The 26,751-nt window shown below is 73.3% G+C and carries 31 protein-coding genes and 1 pseudogene; 14 read left to right on the top strand and 18 right to left on the bottom strand.

Going from position 1 to position 26,751, the window contains the following annotated elements; all coding sequences use genetic code 11:
- Window positions 1-115 precede the first annotated feature (115 nt).
- From ACWDUZ_RS00785 to ACWDUZ_RS00795, 3 genes and pseudogenes are all read right to left on the bottom strand, one after another.
- Window positions 116-1,084 (bottom strand): aldo/keto reductase, encoded by a 969-nt coding sequence (locus tag ACWDUZ_RS00785; RefSeq protein ID WP_451629575.1) that lies wholly within the window; start codon window positions 1,082-1,084, stop codon window positions 116-118.
- 55 nt (window positions 1,085-1,139) lie between these two features.
- Window positions 1,140-1,785 (bottom strand): annotated as a pseudogene (locus tag ACWDUZ_RS00790) (flavoprotein).
- A 138-nt stretch (window positions 1,786-1,923) separates the two neighbouring features.
- Window positions 1,924-2,598: an FMN-dependent NADH-azoreductase gene (locus ACWDUZ_RS00795; protein ID WP_451629576.1), complete on the bottom strand. Its 675-nt coding sequence runs from the start codon at window positions 2,596-2,598 to the stop codon at window positions 1,924-1,926.
- Window positions 2,599-2,675: 77 nt separating this feature from the next.
- Here ACWDUZ_RS00795 and ACWDUZ_RS00800 point away from each other — a divergent pair, with 77 nt between their 5' ends.
- Window positions 2,676-3,620 carry a sigma-70 family RNA polymerase sigma factor gene (locus tag ACWDUZ_RS00800; protein ID WP_451629577.1) on the top strand — a complete coding sequence of 315 codons (945 nt, stop codon included), beginning with the start codon at window positions 2,676-2,678 and terminating at the stop codon, window positions 3,618-3,620.
- 36 nt (window positions 3,621-3,656) lie between these two features.
- Here the strand turns inward: ACWDUZ_RS00800 and ACWDUZ_RS00805 are convergent, their stop codons facing one another.
- Window positions 3,657-3,857, bottom strand: a complete 201-nt coding sequence (locus ACWDUZ_RS00805; RefSeq protein WP_451629578.1) for a ferredoxin — start codon at window positions 3,855-3,857, stop codon at window positions 3,657-3,659.
- 13 nt (window positions 3,858-3,870) lie between these two features.
- On the bottom strand, window positions 3,871-5,079 hold the full coding sequence (locus ACWDUZ_RS00810; RefSeq protein WP_451629579.1) for a cytochrome P450: 1,209 nt from the start codon (window positions 5,077-5,079) through the stop codon (window positions 3,871-3,873).
- A 299-nt stretch (window positions 5,080-5,378) separates the two neighbouring features.
- On the opposite strand from ACWDUZ_RS00810, the gene ACWDUZ_RS00815 reads away from it, so the two are divergent.
- Both ACWDUZ_RS00815 and ACWDUZ_RS00820 read left to right on the top strand, forming a co-directional pair.
- Window positions 5,379-6,011 carry a LysE family transporter gene (locus ACWDUZ_RS00815; RefSeq protein ID WP_451629580.1) on the top strand — a complete coding sequence of 211 codons (633 nt, stop codon included), beginning with the start codon at window positions 5,379-5,381 and terminating at the stop codon, window positions 6,009-6,011.
- A gap of 150 nt (window positions 6,012-6,161) precedes the next feature.
- A complete protein-coding gene (locus tag ACWDUZ_RS00820; RefSeq protein ID WP_451629581.1) occupies window positions 6,162-6,611 on the top strand; it encodes a nitroreductase family deazaflavin-dependent oxidoreductase in 450 nt (149 codons plus the stop codon).
- Between the two features lie 114 nt (window positions 6,612-6,725).
- Here ACWDUZ_RS00820 and ACWDUZ_RS00825 read toward each other — a convergent pair whose 3' ends face one another.
- Window positions 6,726-7,643, bottom strand: a complete 918-nt coding sequence (locus ACWDUZ_RS00825; protein WP_451629582.1) for a cation diffusion facilitator family transporter — start codon at window positions 7,641-7,643, stop codon at window positions 6,726-6,728.
- 255 nt (window positions 7,644-7,898) lie between these two features.
- Between ACWDUZ_RS00825 and ACWDUZ_RS00830 the strand changes: the two genes are divergently transcribed.
- The 4 genes from ACWDUZ_RS00830 (at window position 7,899) to ACWDUZ_RS00845 (ending at window position 10,791) form a co-directional block, all read left to right on the top strand.
- Complete coding sequence (locus ACWDUZ_RS00830) at window positions 7,899-8,918, top strand: glutathione S-transferase family protein (protein WP_451629583.1); 1,020 nt, start codon at window positions 7,899-7,901, stop codon at window positions 8,916-8,918.
- Window positions 8,919-8,945: 27 nt separating this feature from the next.
- Complete coding sequence (locus tag ACWDUZ_RS00835; RefSeq protein WP_451629584.1) at window positions 8,946-9,269, top strand: DUF4235 domain-containing protein; 324 nt, start codon at window positions 8,946-8,948, stop codon at window positions 9,267-9,269.
- Window positions 9,270-9,329: 60 nt separating this feature from the next.
- Window positions 9,330-10,262: an NADP-dependent oxidoreductase gene (locus tag ACWDUZ_RS00840; RefSeq protein ID WP_451629808.1), complete on the top strand. Its 933-nt coding sequence runs from the start codon at window positions 9,330-9,332 to the stop codon at window positions 10,260-10,262.
- 148 nt (window positions 10,263-10,410) lie between these two features.
- A complete protein-coding gene (locus tag ACWDUZ_RS00845) occupies window positions 10,411-10,791 on the top strand; it encodes an anti-sigma factor antagonist (RefSeq protein WP_451629585.1) in 381 nt (126 codons plus the stop codon).
- Between the two features lie 67 nt (window positions 10,792-10,858).
- Here the strand turns inward: ACWDUZ_RS00845 and ACWDUZ_RS00850 are convergent, their stop codons facing one another.
- The 7 genes from ACWDUZ_RS00850 to ACWDUZ_RS00880 all read right to left on the bottom strand — a co-directional run bounded on the left by ACWDUZ_RS00850 (window position 10,859) and on the right by ACWDUZ_RS00880 (window position 15,746).
- On the bottom strand, window positions 10,859-11,830 hold the full coding sequence (locus ACWDUZ_RS00850) for a ribose-phosphate diphosphokinase (RefSeq protein ID WP_451629586.1): 972 nt from the start codon (window positions 11,828-11,830) through the stop codon (window positions 10,859-10,861).
- A 75-nt stretch (window positions 11,831-11,905) separates the two neighbouring features.
- Window positions 11,906-13,687, bottom strand: a complete 1,782-nt coding sequence (locus ACWDUZ_RS00855; protein ID WP_451629587.1) for a complex I subunit 5 family protein — start codon at window positions 13,685-13,687, stop codon at window positions 11,906-11,908.
- Window positions 13,687-14,046 (bottom strand): sodium:proton antiporter, encoded by a 360-nt coding sequence (locus tag ACWDUZ_RS00860; protein WP_451629588.1) that lies wholly within the window; start codon window positions 14,044-14,046, stop codon window positions 13,687-13,689. Before ACWDUZ_RS00860 ends, ACWDUZ_RS00855 begins: the two co-directional genes overlap by 1 nt.
- 72 nt (window positions 14,047-14,118) lie before the next feature.
- Window positions 14,119-14,859 carry an MnhB domain-containing protein gene (locus ACWDUZ_RS00865; protein WP_451629589.1) on the bottom strand — a complete coding sequence of 247 codons (741 nt, stop codon included), beginning with the start codon at window positions 14,857-14,859 and terminating at the stop codon, window positions 14,119-14,121.
- Window positions 14,856-15,119, bottom strand: coding sequence for a Na(+)/H(+) antiporter subunit B (locus ACWDUZ_RS00870; RefSeq protein ID WP_451629590.1), 264 nt, complete (start codon window positions 15,117-15,119; stop codon window positions 14,856-14,858). The genes ACWDUZ_RS00865 and ACWDUZ_RS00870 overlap by 4 nt, the downstream gene beginning before the upstream one ends.
- Complete coding sequence (locus tag ACWDUZ_RS00875; RefSeq protein ID WP_451629591.1) at window positions 15,112-15,564, bottom strand: monovalent cation/H+ antiporter complex subunit F; 453 nt, start codon at window positions 15,562-15,564, stop codon at window positions 15,112-15,114. Before ACWDUZ_RS00875 ends, ACWDUZ_RS00870 begins: the two co-directional genes overlap by 8 nt.
- Window positions 15,561-15,746 (bottom strand): hypothetical protein, encoded by a 186-nt coding sequence (locus ACWDUZ_RS00880; protein ID WP_451629592.1) that lies wholly within the window; start codon window positions 15,744-15,746, stop codon window positions 15,561-15,563. The genes ACWDUZ_RS00875 and ACWDUZ_RS00880 overlap by 4 nt, the downstream gene beginning before the upstream one ends.
- Window positions 15,747-16,065: 319 nt before the next feature.
- Between ACWDUZ_RS00880 and ACWDUZ_RS00885 the strand changes: the two genes are divergently transcribed.
- Complete coding sequence (locus ACWDUZ_RS00885; RefSeq protein ID WP_451629593.1) at window positions 16,066-17,310, top strand: lectin; 1,245 nt, start codon at window positions 16,066-16,068, stop codon at window positions 17,308-17,310.
- Window positions 17,311-17,396: 86 nt separating this feature from the next.
- On the opposite strand, the gene ACWDUZ_RS00890 is transcribed toward ACWDUZ_RS00885, so the two are convergent.
- On the bottom strand, window positions 17,397-17,633 hold the full coding sequence (locus tag ACWDUZ_RS00890; RefSeq protein WP_451629594.1) for a hypothetical protein: 237 nt from the start codon (window positions 17,631-17,633) through the stop codon (window positions 17,397-17,399).
- Between the two features lie 138 nt (window positions 17,634-17,771).
- Complete coding sequence (locus ACWDUZ_RS00895; RefSeq protein WP_451629595.1) at window positions 17,772-18,584, bottom strand: SDR family oxidoreductase; 813 nt, start codon at window positions 18,582-18,584, stop codon at window positions 17,772-17,774.
- Between the two features lie 110 nt (window positions 18,585-18,694).
- Here ACWDUZ_RS00895 and ACWDUZ_RS00900 point away from each other — a divergent pair, with 110 nt between their 5' ends.
- The 4 genes from ACWDUZ_RS00900 to ACWDUZ_RS00915 all read left to right on the top strand — a co-directional run bounded on the left by ACWDUZ_RS00900 (window position 18,695) and on the right by ACWDUZ_RS00915 (window position 23,043).
- Entirely contained in the window at window positions 18,695-19,732 is a 1,038-nt protein-coding gene (locus ACWDUZ_RS00900) for a PHP domain-containing protein (protein WP_451629596.1), read from the top strand.
- 53 nt (window positions 19,733-19,785) lie between these two features.
- Window positions 19,786-20,451 (top strand): HAD family hydrolase, encoded by a 666-nt coding sequence (locus ACWDUZ_RS00905; protein ID WP_451629809.1) that lies wholly within the window; start codon window positions 19,786-19,788, stop codon window positions 20,449-20,451.
- A 414-nt stretch (window positions 20,452-20,865) separates the two neighbouring features.
- A complete protein-coding gene (locus ACWDUZ_RS00910) occupies window positions 20,866-21,843 on the top strand; it encodes an SDR family NAD(P)-dependent oxidoreductase (protein WP_451629597.1) in 978 nt (325 codons plus the stop codon).
- Window positions 21,844-22,014: 171 nt separating this feature from the next.
- Window positions 22,015-23,043 carry an SDR family oxidoreductase gene (locus tag ACWDUZ_RS00915; RefSeq protein WP_451629598.1) on the top strand — a complete coding sequence of 343 codons (1,029 nt, stop codon included), beginning with the start codon at window positions 22,015-22,017 and terminating at the stop codon, window positions 23,041-23,043.
- A 111-nt stretch (window positions 23,044-23,154) separates the two neighbouring features.
- On the opposite strand, the gene ACWDUZ_RS00920 is transcribed toward ACWDUZ_RS00915, so the two are convergent.
- The 3 genes from ACWDUZ_RS00920 to ACWDUZ_RS00930 all read right to left on the bottom strand — a co-directional run bounded on the left by ACWDUZ_RS00920 (window position 23,155) and on the right by ACWDUZ_RS00930 (window position 25,220).
- Window positions 23,155-23,406, bottom strand: a complete 252-nt coding sequence (locus tag ACWDUZ_RS00920) for a hypothetical protein (RefSeq protein ID WP_451629599.1) — start codon at window positions 23,404-23,406, stop codon at window positions 23,155-23,157.
- Window positions 23,407-23,487: 81 nt separating this feature from the next.
- Entirely contained in the window at window positions 23,488-24,639 is a 1,152-nt protein-coding gene (locus tag ACWDUZ_RS00925; RefSeq protein WP_451629600.1) for a DUF6624 domain-containing protein, read from the bottom strand.
- Window positions 24,636-25,220: an ATP-binding protein gene (locus ACWDUZ_RS00930; protein WP_451629601.1), complete on the bottom strand. Its 585-nt coding sequence runs from the start codon at window positions 25,218-25,220 to the stop codon at window positions 24,636-24,638. Before ACWDUZ_RS00930 ends, ACWDUZ_RS00925 begins: the two co-directional genes overlap by 4 nt.
- Window positions 25,221-25,476: 256 nt before the next feature.
- On the opposite strand from ACWDUZ_RS00930, the gene ACWDUZ_RS00935 reads away from it, so the two are divergent.
- Both ACWDUZ_RS00935 and ACWDUZ_RS00940 read left to right on the top strand, forming a co-directional pair.
- Window positions 25,477-26,343 carry a helix-turn-helix domain-containing protein gene (locus ACWDUZ_RS00935; protein WP_451629602.1) on the top strand — a complete coding sequence of 289 codons (867 nt, stop codon included), beginning with the start codon at window positions 25,477-25,479 and terminating at the stop codon, window positions 26,341-26,343.
- Window positions 26,344-26,346: 3 nt separating this feature from the next.
- Complete coding sequence (locus ACWDUZ_RS00940; protein ID WP_451629603.1) at window positions 26,347-26,601, top strand: DUF397 domain-containing protein; 255 nt, start codon at window positions 26,347-26,349, stop codon at window positions 26,599-26,601.
- The last annotated feature ends 150 nt before the right edge of the window (window positions 26,602-26,751 follow it).

Consider the following 26,751-nt stretch of genomic DNA (forward strand, 5'->3'; position numbering starts at 1 on the left):
AGCAACAAGGGATCACACGGTCTTCCCCAAACGCCCCTGATCCCCGCTCGGTTGGCGCTGTGCCGGCGCCCGCGGCGGGCCGTGGTGGCGCACGGCCCGCCGGGGCGCTCCGGCCTCAGTGACCGCTGATCTCGTGCGGGGTGTAGGGCCGCTCGAGTTCCTCGAGTTCCTTGTCGCTCAACTCCAGTTCGACGGCGGCCACCGCGTCCTGGAGGTGCTGCGGCTTGGACGCGCCGACGATCGGCGCCGTCACCGTGGCCTGGTGCAGCAGCCAGGCGAGGGCCACCTGTGCGCGCGGGACACCCCGCTCCCCGGCGATGCGGGTGACGGCCTCGACGATGGCGCGGTCGCCCTCCGGGTAGAGGCGGCTGCCGAAGGCGTCGCTCTCGCTGCGCTGCGTGGTGGTACCCCAGTCCCGGGTGAGACGGCCCCGCGCGAGCGGGCTCCAGGGCAGCACGCCGACGCCCTGGTCCGCGCACAGCGGCAGCATCTCGCGCTCCTCCTCGCGGTAGAGGAGGTTGTAGTGGTTCTGCATGGAGACGAAGCGGGTCCAGCCGTGCAGCGTGGCCGTGTACTGGGCCTTGGAGAACTGCCAGGCGTACATCGAACTGGCTCCGATGTAGCGGGCCTTGCCCGCCTTGACGACGTCGTGCAGCGCCTCCATCGTCTCCTCGACCGGCGTGTGCGGGTCCCAGCGGTGGATCTGGTACAGGTCGACGTAGTCGGTGCCCAGGCGGCGCAGGCTGTGGTCGATCTCCGTCATGATCGCCTTGCGGGACAGGCCGCCGCCGTTGGGGCCCGGCCGCATCCGTCCGTGCACCTTGGTGGCGAGCACGATCTCGTCGCGGCGGGCGAAGTCGCGCAGCGCGCGGCCGACGATCTCCTCGCTGGTGCCGTCGGAGTAGACGTTGGCGGTGTCGAAGAAGGTGATCCCGGCCTCCAGGGCCTGCCGGATCAGGGGTCGCGACGCCTCCTCGTCGAGGGTCCACTCGTGCGTGCCGCGGTCGGGCAGACCGAAGGTCATGCAGCCCAGACAGATCCGCGACACGTCCAGGCCCGTCGAACCGAGCTTCACGTACTGCATCGTTGCTGCTCCTGCCTTCCGGATGGTCCTCGATCTGAGCGTAGGCCGTCGCCGATCACGAACGCGGACCGTGCCGCATGCCGGACCCGGCCGGCCGGGGTCCCCCGGGACGCGGGCACGCGTCGAGCAGGTCCAGGGCCCGCTCCCAGGCGAAGTCCGGCCGTCCGCCGCTCCCCTCGGTCTCACCGGAGGCGGAATCGCCGGACCGGGGATCGCCGGGGCGGCCTCGCCGGGGCGGGGTCGCCGAAGCGCACGCCCATGGCCCGCAGCCGTACCAGGCTCTCCCGGTAGGCGGGGTGGGCCGCCAGCGTGGCGGCCACGCGGGGCAGGACGGCGACCGGGACGCCGAGCCCGTACGCCTCGCACAGGGTGGCGAGTGCGAGGGTGTCGGCGGTCCCGGCGGCCCACTTGTTGATCGTGTTGAACGTGGCGGGCGCGACGGCCACGGCGTCCGGCGGCGGGAACGGCCGGGGGTCGTCGGGGGTGCGCCAGGCGGACCGGATGGGGCGGCCGGTCAGCCGTTCCACCTCGGCGGTGTCGAAGAAGCCGCCCATGGCGACCGGTGTCGCGATGACACCGACCTCCCAGCCCCGGGCCTGCGCGGCGACGATCAGCCGCCCGACACCGGAGGCGATGCCCGCGGCGCAGACGACCACGTACAGGAAGGGTCTGCTGGAGGACTCCCCGGCGTGTTCCGTCATCCAACCGACCCTAGTCGGTCGCCCGCTCACGTGTTCAGCGGTTTTTCGGGGACCTCGCGCGTGGCCGGCCGGAACCGCACTCCGCCCCGGCCCGGGCGGGCGGTGGCCGGGCCGTGCCACCGCGGACAGGCCCCGGGCTCAGGCGGCGGCCAGGGCCCGGACCTGCTCCCGGGCCGCGGCAAGCGACTGCCGCGCCAGGTGTTCCAGGCCGGCGAGCTGCGGCAGGACGTCGACGCGGGTCAGTTCGGCGGCGATCAGGTGGAGGTGGTCCGGCGCGACGCCCAGGTTGCCGAACCAGGCCTTCAGGTACGGCGTCTGGAAGTCGTAGGGCTCCCGCGGGGTTCCGGGACCGTAGCCGCCGCCCCGGGCCATGACCGCGATCACGCGGGTGCCGCCCAGCAGGCTCTCGCCCGTGTCCGGGTCGGCGAACGCCCCGGGGAAGGTCACCCGGTCGATCCACGCCTTCAGGGCCGCGGGCACCGAGAAGTTGTACATCGGGACGCCCAGCAGCACCGTGTGCGCGGAGCGCAGCTCGCTGATCAGGGGCAGGGTCAGGTCCCACTCCCGCTGCTCGGCCGGGCCCTCGATCAGCGCGGGCACCTTCGAGGGGGGTACGAATCCCTGGCGCTCCACCCTGCGGCCCAGGGTGGTGTAGGCGGCGGTGAGCGGTGGCACGGGGGCGGCGGCCAGGTCACGGTGGCGGTACTCCGCCGTGCCGTGCCGCTCCCGCCACACCCGTACGAAGTCGGCGGTCAGCCGGCGGCTGACCGAGTCGGCGGTCGCGTCGGCGCTGGAGTCGATGTGCAGCAGCATGGAAGTGTCACCTCGATCGTGTCCGGTTCGTCAATGGGGTGACGGAGCACGACCCGGAAAGGTGACCCATGGGCCTCATGGCGGGAGACGACGAACTGGCCCGGCGGTTCGAGGAGCGGCGCGCACACCTGCGGGCGATCGCGTACCGGATGCTGGGCTCGCTCAGCGAGGCGGACGACGCCGTGCAGGAGACCTGGCTGCGGCTGGTCCGCACCGGCGCGGAAGGCATCGACAACCTGTCCGGCTGGCTCACCACGGTCGTCTCCCGGGTGTGCCTGGACATGCTGCGCGCCCGTGCGGCGCGCCGCGAGGAGCCGTACGGGCACCAGGCCCCGGAGGAGGCGGGCACCGTCGGCGGGCGGGCGCCCGAGGAGGAGGCGCTGCTCGCGGAGTCGGTGGGGGTGGCCCTGCTGGTGGTGCTCGGCACGCTGAGCCCGCTGGAGCGGGTGGCGTTCGTGCTGCACGACCTGTTCGCGGTGTCCTTCGACCGGGTCGCCGCCGTCGTGGACCGCTCGCAGCCGGCCGCGAAGAAGCTCGCCAGCCGGGCCCGGCACAAGGTGCGGGGAGCCCCGGCGGCCTCCGGTGCGGAGCTGGAACGGCACCGCGGGATCGTGGAGGCGTTCCTGGCGGCCGCACGGGGCGGGGACCTGGACGCGCTGCTGGACGTGCTCGCGCCGGACGTGGTGCGCCGGGCCGACCCGGCCGCCCTGCCGGCCGGGGTCCCGGCGGAACTGCGCGGGGCGCGCGCGGTGGCCGAGGGCACGGTGGCGCTGCGCCACCGCGCCCGGTTCGCCGCCGTCGCCCTGGTCGACGGCCGGGTCGGCGCGGTGGTGGCGCCGCACGGCCGGCTGCTGTTCGCCCTGGACATCGCCGTCCGCGACGACCGGATCGCCTCCTACGAGGTGATCGCCGCACCGGAACGGCTGCGCCCGCTGCCGTTGGCCGTGCTCGACGTGCCGGGCGCGGCTGTCGGCGTCACGGGTTCGCGCGACGACGGCGACGTCGGCGAGCCGGCCCGGTGACCGTGACGTCAGTCCGCCGGCCCGGTGACCGTGACGTCAGTCCGGCGCCTCGGTCACGGTGATCGCGCCGACCGGGCAGGCCCGGGCGGCCTCGCGGACCATGGGGTCCCCGTCACCGTCCTCCTTGCCGGGCACCAGGGTGCTGAAGCCCTCGTCGTCCTGTGTGAACACGTTCGGGGCGGCCAGCGCGCACTGGCCGGCGCCGATACAGCGGTCCTTGTCGATGTCGATGCGCATGGCGGTACGTCTCTCACCAGGTCACGGGGAGTTCGAGCATCCCCTGGATGGTGTCGCCGGGCTTGAAGGGGATCTCCTCCGGCGGGGCCGCGAGCCGGAGGGCGGGCAGCCGCCGGAGGAGGCTGCCCAGCGCGATCTCCAGCTCGGTACGGGCGAGGTTCTGGCCGAGGCACTGGTGGATGCCGAAGCCGAAGGCGATGTGGTGGCGGGCCGGGCGGTGGAAGTCGAGGGTGTCGGGGGCGGCGTAGACGTCCTGGTCGCGGTTGATGACGGAGGTGGAGAAGATCACGCCGTCGCCCTTGCGGATGGTGGTGCCGGCCACCTCGATGTCCTCGGTGGCCAGCCGCAGCAGCCCGTCCGCGATGGACAGCAGCCGCATCAGTTCCTCCACCGCCGTCGGCAGCAGCCCGGGGTCGGCGCGCAGCTCGGCCAGCCGCTCGGGGTGCTGGAGGAGGGTGTAGGTGCCCAGGGAGATCATGTTGGCGGTGGTCTCGTGGCCCGCGACGAGGAGGATGACGGCCAGCGCGAGCAGTTCCTCGTCATCGGGACGGCCCTCGCTCCGCTGGAGCCGGACCAGGTCGTCCAGCACGCCTTCGCCGGGGTCCTGCCGCTTGCGGTCGATCAGGTCACCCAGGTACTTCTCCAGCCGGTTGCGCGCGTCCCTCGTCTCCTCGGCCGTCCGGCCGCGCAGCAGCCGCCGTGACTGCTCCTCGAAGAACTCGTGGTCGGCGTAGGGGACGCCGAGCAGCGCGCAGATCACCATGGACGGCACCGGCACCGCGAACGCGCTGACCAACTCGGCGGGCGGCCCCTGCGCGATCATCGCGTCCAGCAGGCCGTCGACGGTGCGCTGGATCTGCGGCCGCAGTTCGGTGGCGCGTCTGAGGGTGAAGCTGGGGACCATGAGGCGCCGCTGGGCGCGGTGCTCGGGGTCGTCGACTCCCAGGAGCGCGGGCCTGCGGTCCCTGACCGCCGCGAAACGGGGGGTGATCATGGGAAAGCCGTCGCGGTTGCGGTCGGTGGACAGGCGCGGGTCGCTCAGCAACTCGCGGGCCAGCGCGTGTCCGGTGACGAGCCAGACCGGTCGGCCGTCGTAGAGGGTGACGCCGGCCAGCGGCCGGGCGGCGCGCAGCGGTTCGTAGCCGGCGGGCGGGTGATAGGGGCAGGTGCGGTCCTGAGGGAAGGCGACGGGCTGGGACGTTCGGGTGGTCGGGTCCGGCATGGGAGACCTCGCAGACGAAGGGTGCGTCGTGCCGATCTCCATTGGATGCCCGAGGCATCCATGGGGCGACGCGGAGTTCGGCCAGATCGGTGACCTGCGGGAGCTGGCTGGGAAGCGTCTCTTCCGCTTCATAGACAGGGTGCCTCGTTCAGAAACAAGTTGCCTCGGCGGACCCCGGTCCCGCAGGATCCGGCCATGTCCACGATCCCCGTGTTCCCGCTGCCGCTGTCCGCCGCCGCCGTCCCGGCAGCGCGCCGACAGCAGCCCGGCCGTCCCCGGAGGACCGATCCGCCGCGATCGTGACGGCGGCGCTCGTCGCCGGGCTCGTCGCGGGCTACGGCATCGCCGTGCCCGTCGGCGCCGTCGCGACCCTCCTCGTCTCCCTGACCGCCCGTACGTCCCTGCGGACCGGGGCTTGCGCCGCGCTCGGCGTCGCCACCGCGGACGGCCTCTACGCCCTGCTGGCCGTCCTCGGCGGTGCCGCCCTGGCCGACGCGCTGCGCCCGGCCCTGACGCCGCTGCGCTGGGCTTCGGCCCTGGTCCTCGCCGCTTTGGCGGTGCGGGGCACGATCACCGCCGTACGCCGGCACCGGCAGGACCGGCACACCACCCGCCCGGGCGCTCCCCCACCCGGCCCCGCACGGGCCTACCTGGGGCTGCTCGGGATCACCCTGCTCAATCCGACCACCGTGATCTACTTCGCGGCGCTGGTCGTCGGCGGTGCCCGCGCCACCGACGCCGTGCCGCCGGCGGAGCAGGGGGTGTTCGTCCTGGCCGCGTTCGCCGCGTCGGCGAGCTGGCAGCTGCTGCTGGCCGGGGGCGGCGCCGTGCTCGGCCGGGCCCTGACCGGCCGCCGGGGGCGGCTGGTCACCGCCCTGGTGTCCAGCGCCGTGATCATGGCGCTTTCGGTGCGCACGGCGGTGTCGCCGTGAGCCGCGGCGACGCGGCGGCGTCTGGCGCGATCCGGCGCCCGGACGGCCGTCGCGGCCCGCCGGATCGCTCCGTGGGGCACGGCGTCGTCGGCGCCGGTGTTGAATGACGGTGCACGAACCGTCACAGCATGCGACGAGAGGACGTACGCCATGCCTCTTGAGGGCGAGTACGAGCCCAGCCCGGCCGACTGGGTGAGGGAGCAGGTGGAGCTGTACGAGAGCTCCGGCGGCACCAAGGGCACCACGCTCCTGGACACGGGACTGCCCGTGATCCTGCTGACCACCCGGGGGGCGCGCAGCGGCAAGCTGCGCAAGACGCCGCTGATGCGGGTGGAGCACGACGGGCGCTATGCCGTGGTCGCCTCGCAGGGCGGCGCCCCCCGGCATCCGTTCTGGTACTTCAACCTGAAGGCCGACCCCCGGGTGGAACTCCAGGACGGTCCTGTCAAGCAGGACATGACCGCCCGCGAGGTCACCGGCAGCGAGAAGGCCGAGTGGTGGGAACGGGCCGTCGCCGCGTATCCGCCGTACGCCGAGTACCAGACGAAGACCTCGCGGGAGATCCCGGTCTTCGTGCTGGAGCCGGCGGAAGGGCACTGAACCGGCCGGCCTCCGTCCGGAGGCCGTGAGCCGCCGTCCGAAGGCCGTCGCCGCCGTCCGGGAGAAATCCGGGCCGGGCAGGCATGGAGTGGCGGCCGTCGGGGCACCGGTTCCTCAGGCCCCGCCGCGCTCCCCCGTCGCGGCGGGGCTTTCGCGTGCCTCCTCGGCCGGCCGGTCGGTCACGTCGAGGAAGATCCGCTCCGCCTGGGGGACGGTGCGGGCGACGGAGTGCTTGATGCGCATCGCGACCTCCTCGACCCGTTCGCTGTCCAGACCCGGCACCAGGTCGACGCGGGCCGCAACCAGCAGCGAGTCCATGCCCGTCTTCATCGTGAACAGCGCCTCGACGCTGTCGATCTCCGGCTGAGCCCGCAGCAGGCTGCCGATCCGGCCGCTCAGCTCCGGGTCCGCCGCCTCCCCGATCAGCTGGTCGCGTGCGTCGCGGCCGAGGCGGTAGGCGACGTACACGAGCAGCGCGCCGATCGCGAGCGAGGCCGACGCCTCCCATACGACCTGCCCGGTGACCATGTGCAGGGCCATGCCGAGGATGGCGAGCGTGACGCCCAGCACCGCGGTGGCGTCCTCGGCGACGACCGTGCGCAGCGCCGGGTCCCGCAGCCGGCTCGCGCCGCCCTGCCCGCGCACCTGGTGCAGCGCCCGCAGCAGCGAGATCCCCTCGGCGAGGAGCGCGACACCGAGCACGGTCAGGCCGACCACGTAGCCGGTGAAGTCCTCGTGCGCGCCGTTGCGCAGGGCCTCGACGCCCTGGAAGAAGGAGAAGCAGCCACCCATGACGAAGATGCCGACGGCGGCGAGGAGCGACCAGAAGAACCGCTCCTTGCCGTAGCCGAAAGGATGGCGCCGGTCGGCGGGGCGGCGGCTGCGGCGCAGCGCGGCGAGCAGGAAGATCTCGTTGAGGCTGTCGGCGACGGAGTGGGCGGCCTCCGACAGCAGGGCCGGCGAGTGCGCGAGGAGACCGCCGACGGCCTTGGCCGCGGCGATGACCAGGTTCGCCGCCAGCGCCACCAGCACGGTGACGCGGGTCCTGCGGTCCGAGGCACGTCCGGGGCCGCCTCCGGCCGGGCTTCGGGCGGCCCCGTGCTCCTTCGGGTGGGATTCGTTCGGATGCGTCTCGCGTGTGTTCCCAGGTGTCCCGCTCACGCTGGCCGACTGCCCCCGGCTTCACGGCTGACACCGTGCCGGGGGCCGATTTCGGGGAAGGTGTCCACCAGGGCACCCGCACGGGGGGTGTCCGGCGGGGTACCCGTGCGGCAGGAGGGACCAGACATGAGCGAGGGCGGCGAGGGCAACCGTGCGTACGGCCACAAGGCCTTCAAGCGTTCGAAGAGCCACTTCGCGGACCGGATCACCGCCGACGGCCGGGACGGCCGGCCGGTGGAGGCGGGCCGCTACCGGCTGGTCGTCAGCCGGGCGTGCCCCTGGGCGAGCCGGGCGCTGATCGCGCGGCGGCTGCTGGGGCTGGAGGACGCCCTGTCCCTGGCCGTCGTCGATCCGGTCCAGGACGACCGCAGCTGGCGCTTCACCCTCGACCCCGGCGGCCGGGACCCGGTGCTGGGCATCCGCTTCCTCAGCGAGGCCTACGACCGGCGGGAGACCGGCTATCCCGGCGGGGTGAGCGTGCCCGCGGTCGTGGACGTGCCGAGCGGCGCGCTCGTCACCAACGACTTCCAGCAGATCACCCTCGACCTGGCCACCGAGTGGACCGACCTGCACCGGCCCGGCGCGCCGGACCTGTACCCGCGGGCACGGCGCGACGAGATCGACACGGTGATGGCCGAGGTGTACGAGGACGTGAACAACGGCGTGTACCGGGCGGGCTTCGCCACGAACCAGGAGGAGTACGAGGCGGCGTGCGCGGGCGTGTTCCGGCGGCTGGAGCTGCTCGCACGGCGGCTGACGGGGCAGCGCTACCTCGTCGGTGACACGATCACCGAGGCCGACATCAGGTTGTTCACCACTCTGGTCCGTTTCGACGCCGTGTATCACGGACACTTCAAGTGCAACCTGTGGAAACTGGTGGAGAATCCGGTTCTGTGGGCGTACGCCCGCGATCTCTACCAGACGCCCGGGTTCGGCGACACCGTCGACTTCGACCACATCAAGGGGCACTACTACCAGGTGCACACGGGCATCAACCCGACCGGCATCGTGCCGCTCGGGCCCGATACGTCCGGATGGCTGACACCGCATCACCGCGAGGAACTGGGCGGCCGTCCCTTCGGCGAGGGAACGGCACCGGGTCCCGTACCGCACGGCGAGGAGGTCCCGCCTCAGGGCAGGGCCTGACCGAGGTATCCGCACGAGGAGACACAGGTGGCCAAGAAGAAGAAGCACAAGCTGTCCGTCGCCTACCAGCCCGTCGGTTTCGTGCTGGGCTGGGCCGGTGGTTCGCTGGCCGGGATGGCGTTCCGCGCCACGTGGAAGGCCATGCGGCACGAGGACGACGCACCCGACGCGCTCGACCGGGACCGGCGCTGGGGCGAGATCCTGCTGGCCGCGGCGGTGCAGGGGGCCATCTTCTCGATGGTGCGCAGCATCGTGGACCGCGCGGGCGCCAAGGCCATCGAGCGCTCGACCGGTGTGTGGCCCGCGAAGGAGGCCACGAAGAAGGCGGAGAAGAAGAGTGGCCGCTACTGAGCCGGCGCGCGGACCCGGGCGGGCTGGGCCACCATGGGCGAGGTGAACACCGTGAAGACGATGCGTGTCATCGGCCAGGACGTCCTGGGCGGCCCCGATGTGCTGAAGGTGACCGAACTGGAGCGGCCCGCGCCGCGCCCCAACGAGGTGCTCGTCCGGGTGCGGGCCGCCGGGGTGAATCCGACCGACTGGAAGCACCGCGCCACGGGCGGGTTCCTCGGCGAGCCGCCTTTCGTCCTGGGCTGGGACGTCTCCGGCGTGGTCGAGGCGACGGGCGTGGGCGTGGCCCTGTTCCGGCCCGGCGACGAGGTCTTCGGCATGCTCAGCTACCCCTTCGGCCACGGCTCGCACGCCGAGTACGTCACCGCTCCGGCCCGTGTCTTCGCGCCGAAGCCCACCGGGATCGACCACGTCCGGGCGGGCGCCCTGCCGCTGGTCTCGCTGACGGCGTGGCAGGCGCTGGTGGAGCGGGCCGAGCTGCGGGCCGGGCAGCGGGTGCTGATCCATGCGGCGGCCGGCGGCGTGGGCCATGTGGCGGCGCAGATCGCCAAGGCGCGCGGCGCGTACGTCATCGGCACGGCGAGCGCCGGCAAGCACGACTTCCTGCGCGGCATCGGCGTGGACGAACCCGTCGACTACCTCGCGACCGACTTCGCCGAGGCCGTGCACGACGTCGATGTCGTGCTGGACACCATCGGGGGCGAGACCGGCCTGCGTTCGCTGCGGGTGCTGCGGCCGGGCGGGGTCGTGGTGTCGATCATCCCGATGGGCTCCGACGACTTCTACGAGGAGGCCGAGCGGCTCGGTGTCCGGGCGGTCCGGATGCTGGTCGACGCCGACCACCACGGGATGCGGACGATCGCGGGCCTGGTCGAGGAGGGGAAGCTGAGCGCCACGATCGCCGGCACGTTCCCGCTGGCCGAGGCCGCCAAGGCACACGAGCTCGGCGAGACCGGACGCACCACGGGCAAGCTGGTTCTGGTGGTCGACTGAGCTTCGGCTCACCTCAATTCGCAGACATATGTCAATCGAACATGCTGAAATTCCCTCCAACGAGGGTAACTTGCTGAGCAGGGGCGGGTGTTGGTCCGACTGAACCGCACCCCCGCAACAGCGGAGTCCGGTGGGAGGCGAGGTCGTCGTGGGGAACGAACGCGCGCCATTCACCCGCCATCTGCGGGTCCGCCGGGAGCGCGGGCACACCGTGCTGGAACTGCACGGTGCGATCGACATCGCCGCGGCCGTGGAGATCGTCCCGTACCTGGACCGGATCACGGCCCGGCCCGGAGCACGGGTCGTGATCGATCTGAGCGGGATCGACTTCTTCGACTGCTCCGGCCTCCGGCTGCTCTACCGGGCCCGGGCCCGGCTCCTGGACGGGGGCGGCGAACTGCGCCTGGTGTGCACGCACCCGCTGACGCTGCGCGTGCTCAAGGTCACCGGGCTGTCCCGGTTGCTGCCACCCCGCCCGACGCTGGACGCGGCGCTCCGACAGGCCGAGGCCGCGTCCGGCCCGGTCTGACCGCCCGGGTCACCGGCCGCGTGGCGGGTCGGCCGAAGGTCATGCGTCGGGCGGTGCCGGCTCGGCGTCATTCGTCGCGCGGCGCGTCGAACAGCGCGCTCACGGACTCCCCGTTGTGGATGCGCCGTACGGCCTCGGCGAGCGCGGGCGCGATGGACAGAATCCGGAGCTTGTCCTTGTGGTCCCGGTAGTCCTCGTGGTCCTCCACCGGCACCGGCACGGTGTTGGTGCACACGATCTCCAGCACGTCGGGCTGCTCGCTGAGCCGCTTGAGCGCGCCCGCCGCGAACAGGCCGTGCGTGCAGGCGACCCGGATGGATCGCGGTCCGGACGCGCGCAGCCGGTCCAGGAGTTCCAGCACCGTGCTGCCCTTGGCGATCTCGTCGTCGAGCACGATCACGTCCCGTCCGGCCACGTCGCCGATGACCGAACTGATGGTCACCCGGTCGTCGGCGTAGCGCTGCTTTGCGCCGGCGGCCACCTGGGCGCCGATCATCCGGGCGAAGGCGGCGGCCTCCTTGGCGTTGCCGAGGTCCGGCGAGACGACGGTGGTGCGCGTCAGGTCGTACTGCCGGAAGTGCGCGGCCAGTTCGCGCGGCGCGTGCAGATGGTCGACGGGCACCGAGAAGAAGCCGTGCACCTGCGGCGCGTGCATCGTCATCGCCAGGACGCGGCCCGCACCCGCGGCCACCAGCAGGTCGGCCACCAACCGCCCGCCCAGCGAGATGCGCGGGGCGTCCTTCTTGTCGGAGCGGGCGTAGGAGTAGTGCGGCATCACGACGGTGATCCGCCCGGCGGAGGCGCCCCGGGCCGCGTCGCACATCAGCAGCAGTTCCACCAGATGCTCCTGCACCGGCCGGACCAGCGGCTGGATCAGGAAGACGTCCCGTTCCCGGCAGTTGGCCTGAAGCTGTACCTCCAGGCAGTCGTTGGCGAACCGGCTGACCCGGGTCGGGCTGAGCGGCACGCCCAGGTGCGTGCAGACCTCGGCCGCCAGTTCGGGATGGGCGCTGCCGCTGAACACCGCGATGTCTCGCACGATCTGCTCCTCGCATGATCATTCGGGCTGCCGGACTCATGCTACTGATCGCGGTCGCGGCCGTCCGGCCGCCCGTCAGCGCCAGATCCCGGGCAGCCCCAGCGCGCCCATGAGCGTCGTACCCACCAGCAGCCAGGCCACGTAGTCGCCGACGTGCCCCGACTGGAGGCGGCGCAGCGGCAGTGCCCACTCCGGCGCGCTCAGCAGGCCGGGGCGGGTGACCGCGGTCAGGGCCAGGGCCACGGCGAGCAGGGCCGACAGCAGGTCCAGGACGACACCGGTCGCGGTCCAGTGCACCGAGGAGAACACCCCCCAGGTCCTCGCCTCGTCGACGGCGTGACCCACCAGGCCGGCGAAGCCGGGCACCGCGCCCACGGCGAGCGCGGCGGCGAGCAGCACCGCCGGGACCGTGCCCATGGTGCGCGGGACGCGCACCAGCCGCCGCCGCGTCTCCGGCTCCTCGTCGCCCCCGGACGTCTTGTCCTCGTCGCGCTCCTCGCCCTCCCGCTCCTCGGGCCGGGGGCCGAGCCCCAGGAAGACGCGCGCGGCCACCCGCAGCACCGCCCCTCCGGTGAGGGCGGAGGCGGCGACGTAGACCACGGTGAGCGGGTCGCCCACGGCCTCCTCGCTGACGGCCTTGCCGAGGCCGGTCCCGAAGGGCGGCAGCCCGGCCAGGGCCAGGGCGCCGACGGCGAACATGGCGCCGACGCCCCGCAGGTGCCGGGCCCTGCCGTGCAGGGAGAACTCGTCGACGGTGCCGTAGCGGTCCAGCAGGATGCCGGCGCAGGCGAACAGCGCGGCCTTCACACCCGCGTGTCCGAGGATGTACAGCGCCGCGCCGTCGTCCGCCTCGGCCTCGAGGGCGCCGACGGCGATCAGGAACAGCCCGGTGTGCGCGATGGTGGAGAAGGCGAGCAGGCGCTTGATGTGCCGCTGGTACCAGCACATCACCGAGCCGACGGCGCCGGTCAGCACGCCCAGGACGACCAGGGCCCGGGTCACGTCGGCCGCGGGGATGCCGCCGGGGCCGGAGAACACGGTGCCGTACACCCGCCAGACGCCGTACACGCCGAGCTCCACCATGACGCCGGACAGCAGCATGCACACGGGGGTCGGCGCGACGGCGTGCGCGTCGGGCAGCCAGAACTGGAAGGGCACGGCGGCGGCCTTCACCAGCAGGCCGGTCAGGACCAGCACGAAGGCGGCGAGGGTCAGGGCGTCCGGCCCGTGGTGCCCGGCGGTCGCGTCCAGTCCCTGCCCGATCTTCGCCATGGCCAGTTCACCGGTGCGGGCGTACAGCAGGGCGATGCCCATCAGCATGAAGTAGGCGCCCAGCGAGTTGACGAGTGCGAAGCTCAACGCGCCCTGCACGGCCTTGGCCTCGTCGATGCGGTATCCGGTGAGCGCGTAGGCGACGGCACTCATCAGTTCGAAGAACACGAAGGCGTCGAACAGGTCCCCGGCCACGGCGAAGCCGCACATGCCGCCCTGGAAGAGCAGTATCAGCGCAGGGAAGGTCCCGGCGTGACCGCGTGGCGGCTCGTCGAAGTAGTGCCAGGAGTAGGCCAGCGCGGCCAGCGTGAGCAGCGAGACGAGCGCCGCCATGCCGAGCGACGGCCCGTCCCCGATCAGCACGATGCCGACGCTCTCGCCTCCCTCCGGGAACCAGCCGCCGGCCCATTCCACCAGGGCCGGCGAGGAGTGCGGCAGCAGCACGATCGCGAGAGCGGCCGTGGTGGCCGCGGCCAGGCAGCCGAAGGCCTCGGCGACCGGGCGCGGCAGGCGTCGGCCGCCCGCGACGAGCAGACCGGCACCCAGCAGGGGGACGGCCGGCAGCAGCGGCAGCAGACGGTGCATCAGCCGCGCAGCTCCCGCAGCTCGTCGGGGTCGACCGTGCCGTGCCGTTTGGCCATCTGCACGGTCAGCGCGAGCAGCAGCGCGGTCACGGTGGCGCCGACGACGACGTCGGTGAGGGTGAGGGCCTGGACGACCGGGTCGACCACGGGCCGCGAGCCGGGCCGGACGTCGGAGAAGACGGGTGCGGTGCCGCCGTCGCGGTAGCCGACGGCGAGCAGCAGGACGTATGTCGCCGACTGGCACACGGCCAGGCAGCCCACGGCGTGGATCAGGTTCCGGCTGGTGGCCAGTCCGTAGCAGCCGACCAGTAACACGTAGGCGGCGACCAGGTACGGAAGGATGTGCGTGACGGCGTTCACAGCGCTCTCACCCCCCGCCGCGCCGGTCTCCGGCCGCCCGCCGTCCCGCTCCCCGGCCGCCCTCCTCGGTCCTCACGTCCCGTCGCCCTCCTCGATCTCGACGGCCTGGTCCAGGAAGCGGGCGAGCAGCACGACGACCGCGCACACGACCTCCATGCCGATGGCCGCGTTCAGCAGCGGAACGGTGCCGCCCGAGGACAGCGTGCCGAACGTGCCGTAGGGCAGCAGCGTGTTGGCGAGGAAGGCGGTGCCCGCCAGCACGCCGGCGAACCCCAGCACGAGGTAGGCGGACGCGGACAGCGCGTCGCCGAGCTCGTAGGCCTCGACCGGGCGGATGCGTTCCAGGGCGGCGTAGTCGGCGCCCAGGTACATCAGGTGCAGAGCGGTCGCGGCGACCACGCCGCCCTGGAAGCCGCCGCCGGGACTGAGCTGCCCGTGGGCGATCACGTACAGGCCGGTGACCAGGGCGAGGGGCAGCACGATCAGCGCGTAGCGGCGTACGGGCGCGGCGACCTCGCAGGGTTCGGGCGGGTCGCGGTGCTCGTCCCGGGCCTGGCGCAGCAGGACGACGCAGCCGAGGACGGCCGCGAAGAGGATCGTCATCTCGCCCATCGTGTCGAAGGCGCGCTGGTCGAAGTTGACGGCGGCGACCGTGTTGGCGACGTGCCGGGCGAGGGCAGCGCGGACGGCACGTTCGCCGTACGGGTGCCAGGAGCCGCCGAAGGCGGGAAGCCGCAGGCAGGCCGCGACCAGGAGGGCGGCGAGCCCGCCGCCGCCCAGGAGGACCAGCCACAGCCGGGTGCGCGGGTTCACTGCCTGCCGTCCTTGCCGTGGGCGGAGCGCCGGCGGACCTTGCGCACCGAGAGCATGATCAGCAGCGGGGTCAGGGCCGAGCCCACGGCGAGCTGCGACAGCCCGACGTCGGGCGCCTGGAGCACGGTGAAGAGCACGGCGAGGGCGGTGCCGTGGACGGCCAGGACGAGGGCCTGGCGGGCGGGTTCGCGGTTGGCGACGGCCGCCGTCGCGCAGCCGGCGACGGCGAGGAGGGCCACGACGACGACCGCGTCAGCCACGGCTCACCCCCGGGAATCCGCCGGACATCGCCCGGGAGGCGAGGAGGTTCCCGCCGACCAGCAGCGCCCCCACGATCAGGAGCTTCACCATCGCCCGGCCGGGCCCGGCGGCCGCGCACAGCACGGCCACGACCACGGTGCCGAGACCGGCGGCCGCCCAGGTCGGCCCCCAGGCCCGCGGCCGCTCGCCGGCGAGTTCGTCGGCGAGCAGCCGCGCGAACACCAGGGTGCCGATCGGGCCGAGCAGGGCCAGGAGCAGGGCGAGATCGACGTAGGAGGGGCGTTCGTAGCCCTGGGAGAGCAGCAGCAGACCCGGGCAGACCAGGGCGGTGGACAGGTTCTGGGCGGCGACGCGGCGCCCGAGCGGGCCGGTGGTCACGCCCCACAGCGTCGTCCCGAGACCGACGGCCAGCACCACCGTCGCCGCCAGGATCCAGCCGTTCACCGCGGCCTCGCCGCCGCCCGTCGGCCGGCCCGTGCGGCCAGGGCGGCCACGCCCGCGGCGCACGCTCCGACCACCCACTCCAGGGTGTCGACGGTGCTGATCAGCATCAGCCACAGCAGCACGAGCGCGGCCCACCAGACCAGCACCTCGCCGACGGCGAGCAGCGTCGTACGCGCCTTCACAGGCCACATCCGCGGGCTCGGCCCCCTGTTCACCGATGTACGCCGTCCGGCGCTCTCCGGCATCCAAACACCGCCCCGGCCGCGCACGGCGCGGCGGCGCGCGGGTGTGCAACCCGGTTGCCCCGACAGCAGCAGCGGAAACAGCGGACGGCTGTCCGGCATCGACCGAGCGGTGCGTGTTTGCCTGAATCACCGTCAGGACCGGTCTGGACCAAGGTCTTGACGGCCCCTTACCTCACTCCTTGAATCAAGAGTCGACCCCAACCCCCCACAACGGTCGGCGGCCCGCGCTGCGGGCCGCCGGACAGAAGGGAGAGCCGTGACCTCTCCTCGACTGCTCCGCAGATGTCTCCTGGGTGCCCTGTCCGCCGCGCTCGTCGGCTCCGCCGCGGTCGGCCCCGCACGGGCGGACACACCGAGCGCCCCCTCCGCCGCCACGGTGACGACGTTCTCCGACACCTTCGACGGCCCCGCCGGCGCGGCCGTCGACCCCGCCAAGTGGCAGACGGAGACCGGCGACAACGTCAACAACCACGAGCGGCAGTACTACACCTCGGGCACCAGGAACGCCGCCCTGGACGGGCAGGGCCACCTGGTCATCACGGCCCGGCGCGAGAACCCGGCCAACTACCAGTGCTGGTACGGCACCTGCCAGTACACCTCGGCCCGGCTGAACACCTCGGGGAAGTTCGCCGCGCAGTACGGGCACGTCGAGGCGCGGATGAAGATCCCCCGGGGGCAGGGCATGTGGCCGGCGTTCTGGATGCTCGGCACCGACATCGGGCAGGTCGGCTGGCCGGACTCCGGCGAGATCGACGTGATGGAGAACGTCGGCTTCGAGCCCTCCACGGTCCACGGGACGATCCACGGCCCCGGTTACTCCGGCTCGGGCGGCATCGGCGCGGCGTACTCGCTGCCGGGCGGCCAGGCGTTCGCGGACGCCTTCCACACCTTCGCCGTGGACTGGGCGCCGGACTCGATCACCTGGTCCGTGGACGGCACCGTCTACCAACGCCGCACGCCCGCCGACCTGGGCGGCAGGACGTGGGTGTTCGACAAGCCGTTCTTCCTGATCCTCAACCTGGCGGTGGGCGGCTACTGGCCGGGCGACCCGGACGGCTCCACCGCCTTCCCGCAGCAACTGGTGGTCGACTCGGTGTCCGTCACCACGAGCACCACCTCCACCGGCGCCGCGATCCGCGGGCTGGCCGGCAAGTGCGTGGACGTGGCCGGCGCGAACTCCGCCAACGGCACGCCGGTCCAGCTCTACGACTGCAACGGCACCGCCGCCCAGCAGTGGACGTTCGCCTCCGACGGGAGCCTGCGCGCGCTCGGCAAGTGCCTCGACGTCACGGACAACGGCACCGCGGACGGCTCCAAGGTCCAGCTGTGGGACTGCACCGGAGGACCGAACCAGAAGTGGGTCCTGTCCTCGGCGCACGACATCGTCAACCCCCAGGCGAACAAATGCCTGGACGTCACCGGCAACAACTCCGCCAACGGCACTCGTCTGCAGATCTGGACGTGCACCGGCGGTGCCAACCAGAAGTGGACGGTGGGGTGAGGGCAGGGCGCCCCGCGGCGCCGGAAACGGTCCTGCGGGGGCCGGAAGGCTTCCGCGGGGCCGGGACCGGCGAGCCTGATGCTGCCCTAGTGCAGGGTCCAGGTGAACTTGTCGCCGCCCACCCACCGGACCACGTCGGGGTCGTCCAGGTCGTGGACCCGGATGCCGAATGCCGCGGCGGCCTGAAGGACGTCGGTGACGGTCTTCGCCTCGCCGACCACCTCACCGTCGATCTCCACGATGCGGAAGGGCGGATGGCCCGGCTGCACTCCGAGCACCATGATTCGCGGCTGGGAGACACGGGGGGTCGCGCTTTCGGTCATGTCATCAAGCCTAGGACGGGACCGCCCGGGACGAGCCACCGCCCCCCCACGACCGGGCGGTGAAACCGGGCCCGCCCCCGCGGCCGGCACACGGTCGCAGACGTACGGCCGTACCTGTGCGGCCGTAGGGTGCCCCGCTCAGGGGCGCCGCCAGTCGTCGCCGGTCAGGTGGGATCCGGCCATCGGCCCCATCCGCAGCATGCCGCCGTCCACACTCCAGGACGCGCCGGTGACGTAGGAGGCCCCGGGGCCGGCGAGGAAGGCGATCACGGCGGCCACCTCACGGGCGTCGCCCGGGCGGCCCAGCGGCACGCCGGGGCGGTGCTCGGTGTGCACGTCGGTGTCCTCCTGGCCGGTCATCGGCGTGGCGATCTCCCCGGGTGCCACCGCGTTCACCGTGATCCCGTGCTCCGCCAGCTCCAGGGCCATCACCTGGGTGAGCAGACCGAGGCCGCCTTTGGCCGCGAAGTAGGGAGCGGCTCCCACCCGCGGTTGGTGCTCGTGCACCGAGGTCACGTTGACGATCCGGCCGCCGTCGCCCTGCTCGATCATCCGCCGGGCCGCCTTCTGACCGCACAGAAAGGGTCCGAGCAGGTCCACGTCCAGCACGCGGCGCACATCGTCCGGGCGGAGGTCCAGGAACGGCGTGGCGGTGCCGGTACCGGCGTTGTTGACCAGGACGTCGATCCGGCCGCCGAGCCGCGCGGCCAGCTCGTCGACGGCGTCCGCGGCGGCGGGCAGCCGGGTGAGGTCCATGCGGGTGACGGCGGCCCGCCGCCCTTTCGACCGGACCTCCTCGGCGGTCTCCTCGGCGCCCTTCTCGTCGCTGTGCCAGGTGATGCCGATGTCCAGCCCCGCCTCGGCCAGCCGGACGGCGGTGGCACGGCCGATGCCGGAGTCGGAACCGGTGATCACGGCCACCTCGGCGGCCGACGGCATGGAAGCGGACATGGGCGGGCTCCTCCCGCGCTGCGACCCCGCGCAGCCTCGCGGACAAGGCACCCCCAGTACCCGAGGGGCGTCTGGGGCAAACGTGGGCAACCCTGGTGACGGAGGTGGCGATGGACCCCGTCGAGGCACTGGACCGGATCGCCTTCCTGCTGGAGCGGGTGCAGGCGCCGACGTACCGCGTGCGCGCCTTCCGCACGGCGTCGCGCACGCTGGCGGAACTGCCCGCCGAAGAGGTCGCGCAACGCTCCGCGGCGGGAAGGCTGGAGTCGCTCAGGGGCGTCGGCCCGAAGACCGCACAGGTGGTCCGCGAGGCGCTGGCCGGGACCGTGCCCGAGTATCTACGGAAGCTGGAGGACGAGGCGCCGCGGCCGCCGGCCGACGGCGGCAGCGAACTGCTGGCGCGGCTGCGCGGGGACTGCCATCTGCACTCCGACTGGTCGGACGGCGGCAGCCCGATCGACGAGATGGGCCGGGCCGCGGCGGGACTCGGGCACGAGTGGGCGGTGCTCACCGACCACTCACCGCGGCTGACGGTGGCCCGCGGGCTGTCCGCGGAGCGACTGCGCGAGCAGCTGGAGGTGGTGGCCGCGCTGAACGAGACCTGGGCCCCGTTCCGGCTGCTGACCGGGATCGAGTGCGACATCCTCGAGGACGGCTCGCTCGACCAGGACCCCGAGCTGCTGGAGCAGTTGGACGTGGTCGTCGTCTCGGTGCACTCCAAGCTGCGCATGGACGCCCGCTCGATGACCCGGCGGATGGTGGCCGCCGTCCGCCATCCGCACTCCGACGTCCTCGGACACTGCACCGGACGGCTGCTGACCGGGCGGGGGCGGCCGGAGTCGGAGTTCGACGCCGACGAGGTCTTCGCGGCCTGCGCCGAGACCGGCACGGCCCTGGAGATCAACAGCCGTCCGGAGCGGCTGGACCCGCCGCGGCGGCTGCTGCGCCGCGCGGTCGGGGCGGGCGTGCTGTTCGCCGTCGACACCGACGCCCACGCGCCCGGCCAGCTGGACTGGCAGATCAACGGCTGCGCGCGGGCCGAGGAGTGCGGGGTGCCGCCCGAGCGGGTGGTGACCACCTGGTCGCGGGAGGAACTGCTCGCCTGGGCGCGGGAGCGCCGGACGCCGTCCGGAGTGGCGAGCGCCTGACGTGGTACCCGTTCCTTCCCTGAGACCGACGTGAGCGAGGGATGACGCCGATGGTGGACCGTGCCGCCGTGTTCGACGTCGACGGAACGCTCGTCGACACCAACCACCTCCACGTCACGACCTGGTGGGAGGCCTTCCGGCAGGCGGGGCACCGGGTGCCCATGCACGCCATCCACCGGTCCGTGGGGCTCGGCTCCACCGATCTGATCGCGCACCTGCTCGGCGACGACCGCGACAAGGACCAGGACGCCCGGCTCAGCGCGTCGCACACCACGCTGTACGCCCAGTACTTCGACCGGCTGCCCGTCCTCGCCGACGCCGGGCGGCTGCTGCGGCGCCTGCACCAGGACGGCTGGACCGTGGTGCTGGCCACCTCGGCGAGCGGTCCGGAGCTGAGCGCGCTGCGCCGCGCGATCGACGCGGACGACGCCATCGCCGCGACGGCCGGCGCCGACGACGTGGACAAGGGCAAGCCCGCACCGGAGCCGGTCGAACACGCTCTCGAACTGGCCGGGGTGCCCGCCGAACGGGCGGTGTTCGTCGGAGACACCGTCTGGGACATGCGGGCAGGCAGCCGGGCCGGCGTGCGCTGCGTGGGCGTTCTGTGCGGCGGCATCCCGCGCGAGGACCTGGAGCGGGCCGGGGCGCACACCGTCTACGACGACCCCGCGCACCTCCTGTCGTCACTCCCGGACGGCCCCTTCGGCGGCACCGGCTGACCGTACCGTGCTGTGCCGCGGTGCAGCGCACCGCGTCGCATTCGCAGCCCGTGGCATCGCAGCGCGTCGCATCGGAGTGATGCAGATCACCACATAACCCGGCAGATGCCGGAACACCGGACGGGTGCTCCCCGTTGTACCGAACGTGGGTGCGGATGGGACAGTGTCCCCGGGCCTCACCTATTGCCCACAGGGACGATCGTTCGGCTGAAGCCCTGTGGAGCGTCTCGCCGAGAGGCGACCGCCATGCGTGCCCACAGCTCGACGGCCCCGACCGTGATTCCCCCGTCCGGTCGGGGCTCTTTCCTGTCCGCCGCTCCCGTGCCGGCCTCTCCCGTGCCGACGCCGTCCGCTCTCGACGCCGAACCGTGAGCGCTTGACTTCGAGAGCACTCCAATTCGTAGCGTTTCCGGCATGAGCACTACGCATCAGCACAAGATCGGTTCGGGTTTCGGCGCGACGAGCACCGCCGACGACGTCCTCCACGGCATCGACCTCACCGGAAGGCTCGCGGTCGTCACCGGCGGCTACTCGGGGCTCGGCCTGGAGACCACGCGCGCGCTGACCCGTGCGGGGGCCCGGGTGGTCGTCCCGGCCCGCCGACCCACGGCCGCCCGAGAGGCGCTGGAGGGCGTCGAAGGCACCGAGGTGGACGAACTCGACCTCGGCGACCTGGACAGCGTCCGCGCCTTCGCCGAGCGGTTCCTGGCCTCCGGCCGCACCATCGACATCATGATCGACAACGCCGGGATCATGGCCTGCCCGGAGACCCGGGTGGGGCCCGGCTGGGAGGCCCAGTTCGCGACGAACCACCTCGGCCACTTCGCGCTGGTCAACCGGCTGTGGCCGGCGATCGAGCCGGGCGGCGCCCGCGTGGTTTCGGTCTCCTCGCGCGCCCACCACTACTCCGGCATCCGCTGGGACGACCTTCACTGGCAGCGGGGCTACGACAAGTGGCAGGCCTACGGCCAGGCCAAGACCGCGAACGTGCTCTTCGCCGTCCACCTCGACGCCCTCGCCCGTGACCGTGGCGTCCGGGCCTTCGCGCTCCACCCGGGCGGCATCATCACCCCGCTCCAGCGCCACATCCCGAAGGAGGAGATGATCGAGCGCGGCTGGATCGACGAGGACGGCACCGTGCTGAACGCCGCGGGTTTCAAGACCCCGCAGCAGGGCGCCGCCACCCAGGTCTGGGCCGCCACCTCCCCCCGACTGGACGGCCTGGGCGGCGTCTACCTGGAGGACTGCGACATCGCCGAACCGGCCCAGGACGGCGACGAGCTCAGCGGAGTCAAGGACTGGGCCGTCGACGCCGCCCAGGCGGCCCGGCTGTGGGACCTCTCCGCGGAGCTGACCGGTGTGAACGCGTTCGCGTCCCCGGGACGGAGCTGACGCCGGCGGCGTCCGTTCCCAACGGCTGCCTCGTTCCACCTGGTTGATCGGACCGTCGATCGGACGTGCCGATGCCGAGGTGGCGACCGGAGGCGTCGGCCGGGTCGGGTGGATCGCCGCGGACCGGGTACTCGGGGGTCCGCACCGTCCGCCCGCCGAGAGGAGCCGCAGGTGAGCAGCGCGTCGGGCAGCAGGATCGTCGTCACGGGCGCCACCGGCAACGTCGGTACCAGCGTCGTCCGCCTCCTCTCCGAGGATCCGGAGGTCGCCTCGGTGCGCGGTCTCGCCCGCCGGATCCCGCGGTGGTCGCCGCCCAGGACGGATTGGGTGGCGGTCGACGTGGCGTCCGAGCAGGCCGGTCTCGCCGGGCAGTTCGAGGGTGCCGACGCCGTCATCCACCTGGCCTGGGCGTTCCAGCCGACCCACGATCCGGCGACGACCTGGCGCACCAATGTGCTCGGCAGCATCCGGGTGTTCGACGCGGTGGCGGCCGCGCACGTGCCGGTGCTGGTGCACGCGTCCTCGGTCGGCGCATACTCCCCGGGGCCGAAGGATCATCCCGTGGACGAGTCGTGGCCGACCCATGGCTGGCCGGACGCCGCGTACACCCGGGAGAAGGCGTATCTGGAACGGGCCCTGGACACCTTCGAGCGGGACCACCCGGACATCAGGGTGGTGCGCATGCGACCGGCGTTCCTGTTCAAGGCTCAATCGGCGAGCGAGCAGCGCCGCATCTTCGGCGGCCGGTTCCTGCCGGGGCCGCTGGCGCGGCCGGAGCTGCTGCCGTTCCTGCCGGACATCCCGGGCCTGCGTGTGCAGGCCCTGCACACCGACGACGGCGCCGAGGCCTACCGGCTGGCGCTGCGGCACGAGGTGCGGGGGGCGTTCAACCTCGCCGCCGACCCGCCGCTGGACGCCGAGGTGCTGGGCGAACTGCTGGGCACCCGGCCCGTGCGCCTGCCGCGAGCCGCCGCCCGCTCGGCGATCGCCGCCGCCTGGGGCCTGCACCTGCTGCCCGCCTCGCCACACCTCTTCGACGCGGTGCTCCGCCTGCCCCTGATGGACTGCACACGGGCGCACACCGAGCTCGGCTGGCGCCCGGAGCGCACGGCCACCGAGGTCGTCCAGGAGCTCTTGCAGGGGCTGCGGCGCGGCGAGGGCATGGACACCGCGCCCATGCAGGGCCGCAAGGTCGGCTGAGCCCGCGGGTCGGCTGAGCCGGCGGGGCACCCGATGGGCGCCCGTCGGACGGCAGTGGCCCGGCCGACCCGGATCGGATCGGCCACGACCGGCGCGGGTGTGCCGCGCCCGTCAGCCGGGGGGCTCGTCCGGTGCGGGATGTTCGGGGTGCACGGTGGCCGCGTTCCGGCGGCCCTTGCGTCCGGTGCCCGCCTCGTCGGTGTCGGGGACGTCGTCCGAGCCGGGCCCGGAACGGACGGACCTGCGAGCGTCGGCCTCGGCCGCCTCCCAGGGGTCCTCGCCCGGACGGGCCTGCTGGTCCGGCATGTCACGGGGCACCGGCCGGCCGGTCTCGCCGGGGGCCTCTCGGCGGTGCTCGGTCACGGCGGGCTCCTTTCGCGTCCGTCCTGTCGATGGACGAGGCGCGGGTACCTCTTCGGTGACCTGCGAAACCTCTCGACCGCGTCAGCCGCGCAACCGCAGTGCCCTCATCTGCTCCGCCAGCGGGCCGAGGCCGACGTCCTGCCGGCGCTCGTCGAGCGTCTCCGGCCGCCGGACCGGGTACGGGCGCAACGTCACGGGGTTGATCCGGGTCCCGTAGTACTGCGGCTCGCCCAGCTCCACGGCGCAGTGGTCGGCGATGTAGGCGAGGTGGACGGCGGGACAGCGGCCGTCGGCCGCCGCCTGTGCGATCAAATCCCGGCACCGCAGCCGCAGGCGCAGGTCGGGGGCGTGCAGCAGGATCATGAGGGCGGCGGTCGAGGCTTCCGGTCCCACGAGGTCCGCGGCCGGCCAGCCGTGCCGTCGCACGATCGCCGCGAGGGCCTCACCGTTGTCGCGGTGGCACTCGACGACCCGGCGCCGGCGCTCCGGAGTGGGGGCGGCGCCGGCCTTCCGGGTCAGTTCCCGGTCCTCGTCGGCCCTGCCGACCAGCTCGGCCGCCAGTGCCGGGGCGCGCTCCGGGGGCAGGTCGGGCGCGGCGCCGACCGCGGACGGCGGGCCGTCGGCGGGCGACTGCGGGCGTTGGTCCGAGGCGGGCGCGGGTGCGGTCTCGCCCGCCGGTGCTTCCGCGGTTCCTTCCCCGGGGTGCGGGGCAGGCGGCCGGTGCGCATGCCGGGCCGGTGACGCCGTCCGGCCGGGCCGCCGCCGCGCCGCCTCCGCCACGATGGCCGTGACCGGTGTTCCCACGAAGGCGGGCGCCGGGCGCGGCGCCGTCGCCGGGGCGGTCGCGCCGGACGGCGCCGGGTACGGGAGCGCGGTCCGGGCCGCCGCCGAGACCGTGTCCACCGCACGGTCCGGGTGCGCCGCCCGGGTGACGGGCTCGCCCCCGCCCCTCGCTCCCCCGTCCGTGTCCGTGCTCTGACGCGGCACCCTGGGAGCCGTGGCTCCTGCCGCGCCCCTGACCCGACCCGGCGCCGGTGCTCCACGCGGCACCGGATCGGCGCACACCGAGCCGCCGTGGGCCCGCTCGCCGGACACCTGGTCGCCGTAGGCGCGGTCCCCGGTGGCGGGACCACCGGGAAGCGGGCCGCCGACCGGCGGTCGGCCCGGCGCGGGGTCGCCGGCTCCCGGACGGCCCGCGGCCCGCTCGCCGGTCACCGAGTCGTCGTACGTCACGGCGTCCCGCCTCGCCGTCGCAGGGTGAACCACACGCGCTTGCCCGGACGGCCCGACTCCGGCGGTGCCATGCCCCAGTCGTCGGCGAGCGCGCCCACGATGGACAGGCCGCGCCCCGACTCGGCGGCGTCTGCCGTCCGGACCCGGGGCGGCACCGGCGAGCGGTCGGCCACCGTGACCCGCAGGCCACGGGCGTTCCACTCGACGGTGAGCGTGACCGTGTCGCGCGGGTCCGTGCTCGCGTGGCTGACCGCGTTGGCGAACAGCTCGTCCGTCGCCAGCACCGCGCTGTCGCACTGGTCGGCCGGGATTCGCAGCCCGGCGAGGTGCTCCGTCACCAGGCGTCGCACCGCCGAGGCCCAGCAAGGATCGGCCGGCACCGTGGAGCGCAGCCGGCCGGCGCGGGCGGGCCCGCCCTGTGGAACGGGGTCGTCCACGGCCGATCCCCCGGACTCACGTGCCCCGGGCCCGGGTTCCGCGGCGACGACGGTGGCGTTCGGGGGCCGCACCAGAGCGGTCGGCGTGCCACAGCCGACCGGGCCGCCCTCGGCGTTCGGCTGTCCGTCGGTCACGGTGGTCATCCAGGTCTCGCCTCGCAGTCCCGTGCGGTGGGGAGCGGGCACCGTACCTGTCGGATCATCAGCTTCGGTGCTGCCGCGTCCAGTTGGCCGCGTCGTCGGCGGCCGGTGCGGCAGCTCCCCGGATCACTATGATGTGGCACACACTCAGCTCGCAACCTGCGTTCTGATAATTTCAGACAGACGCGCATCACCCTGTGTCCGACGCGTACGGCATGGCACACTGCACGCTGTGACGGGCCGTTCCAGGAGGTCGGGAGTGAGCGAGAACCGCTCTGGGGGCAGCGCGCCCACGGTCCTGAGGATGGTTCTCGGCAAGCGCCTGCGCCAACTGCGGGAGCAGGCCGGGGTGTCCTTCGAGGACGCGGCGCGGGCCATCGAGGTCACCCCGTTGACGGTTCGCCGCATCGAGAAGGCCGAGGTCGGTCTGCGCATCCCGTACGTCAGGGAGTTGCTGCGCGCCTACGGGGTGCCGGACGCGGAGATCGACGACTTCGTCGCGATGGCCAGGGAGGCCAACAAGCCCGGATGGTGGTACAAGTACCGCGACGTGCTGCCCGAGTGGTTCAAGGCCTATGTGAGCCTGGAGAGCGAGGCGAGCGTCATCCGCCTCTACGAACCCCACTACGTGCCCGGCCTGTTGCAGACGTCCGAGTACGCCGCCGCGCTGCTGCGGGTGGGTTTCCCCAACGAGTCGAAGGAAGGGCTCGCCCGCCGCGTGGACCTGCGCGTCAGGCGCCAGGACCTGCTCGCCAAGCCGGACGCCCCGGTGCTGTGGGCCATCCTGGACGAGACGGTGCTGCGCCGCCCCGTCGGCGGGGCCGAGGTGATGCGGGCCCAACTCGACCGGCTCCTCGAGGTCCTGGACGTGCCGAAGGTGCGGATCCAGATCATGCGCTTCTCCGTGGGTGCCCACCCCGGCGCCTACGGCCCCTTCCACCACTTCCGCTTCGGATTCTCCGAACTGCCCGACGTCGTCTACACCGAGAACCTGGCGGGCTCCGTCTACTACGACCGCCCCGAGGACGTCGTGGCCTACCTCGAAGTACTGGACCGGATGTCCGTACAGGCGGAGCCGCTCACCCGCACCAGGGAGATCCTGGCCGAACTGCGCAAGGAGTTGTGATCCATGGCATCCACGACATCCGGCACCCCCGTCCGCAACGGCATGCCCGCCGGCGAACTGGGCCGCGAGGGCTGGCACAAGCCCTGGAGCGGCACCAACGGCGGCTCCTGCGTCGAGGCCAAGCGCCTGCCCGACGGCAGGGTGGCCGTGCGCCAGTCCACCGACCCCGACGGCCCCGCGCTCATCTACACCCGGGAAGAGATGATCATCTTTCTCCAGGGCGCCAAGGCAGGGCTCGCGGACTTCCTGGTCGACTGACCGGCGGCCGCGACCGGACCAGGGCCGGACAGCGGCCGGGCCCCGGCCGAACCGGGCCCGGGCCGCCGGCCGGCCCGACCACGCGGGACCACCCGCACGACACCTCCCGCCGTGCGGGTGGTCCCGCTCGGGCCCGTCGCGTACGGCGAA

Source organism: Streptomyces sp. NPDC003393 (genome assembly GCF_053589015.1).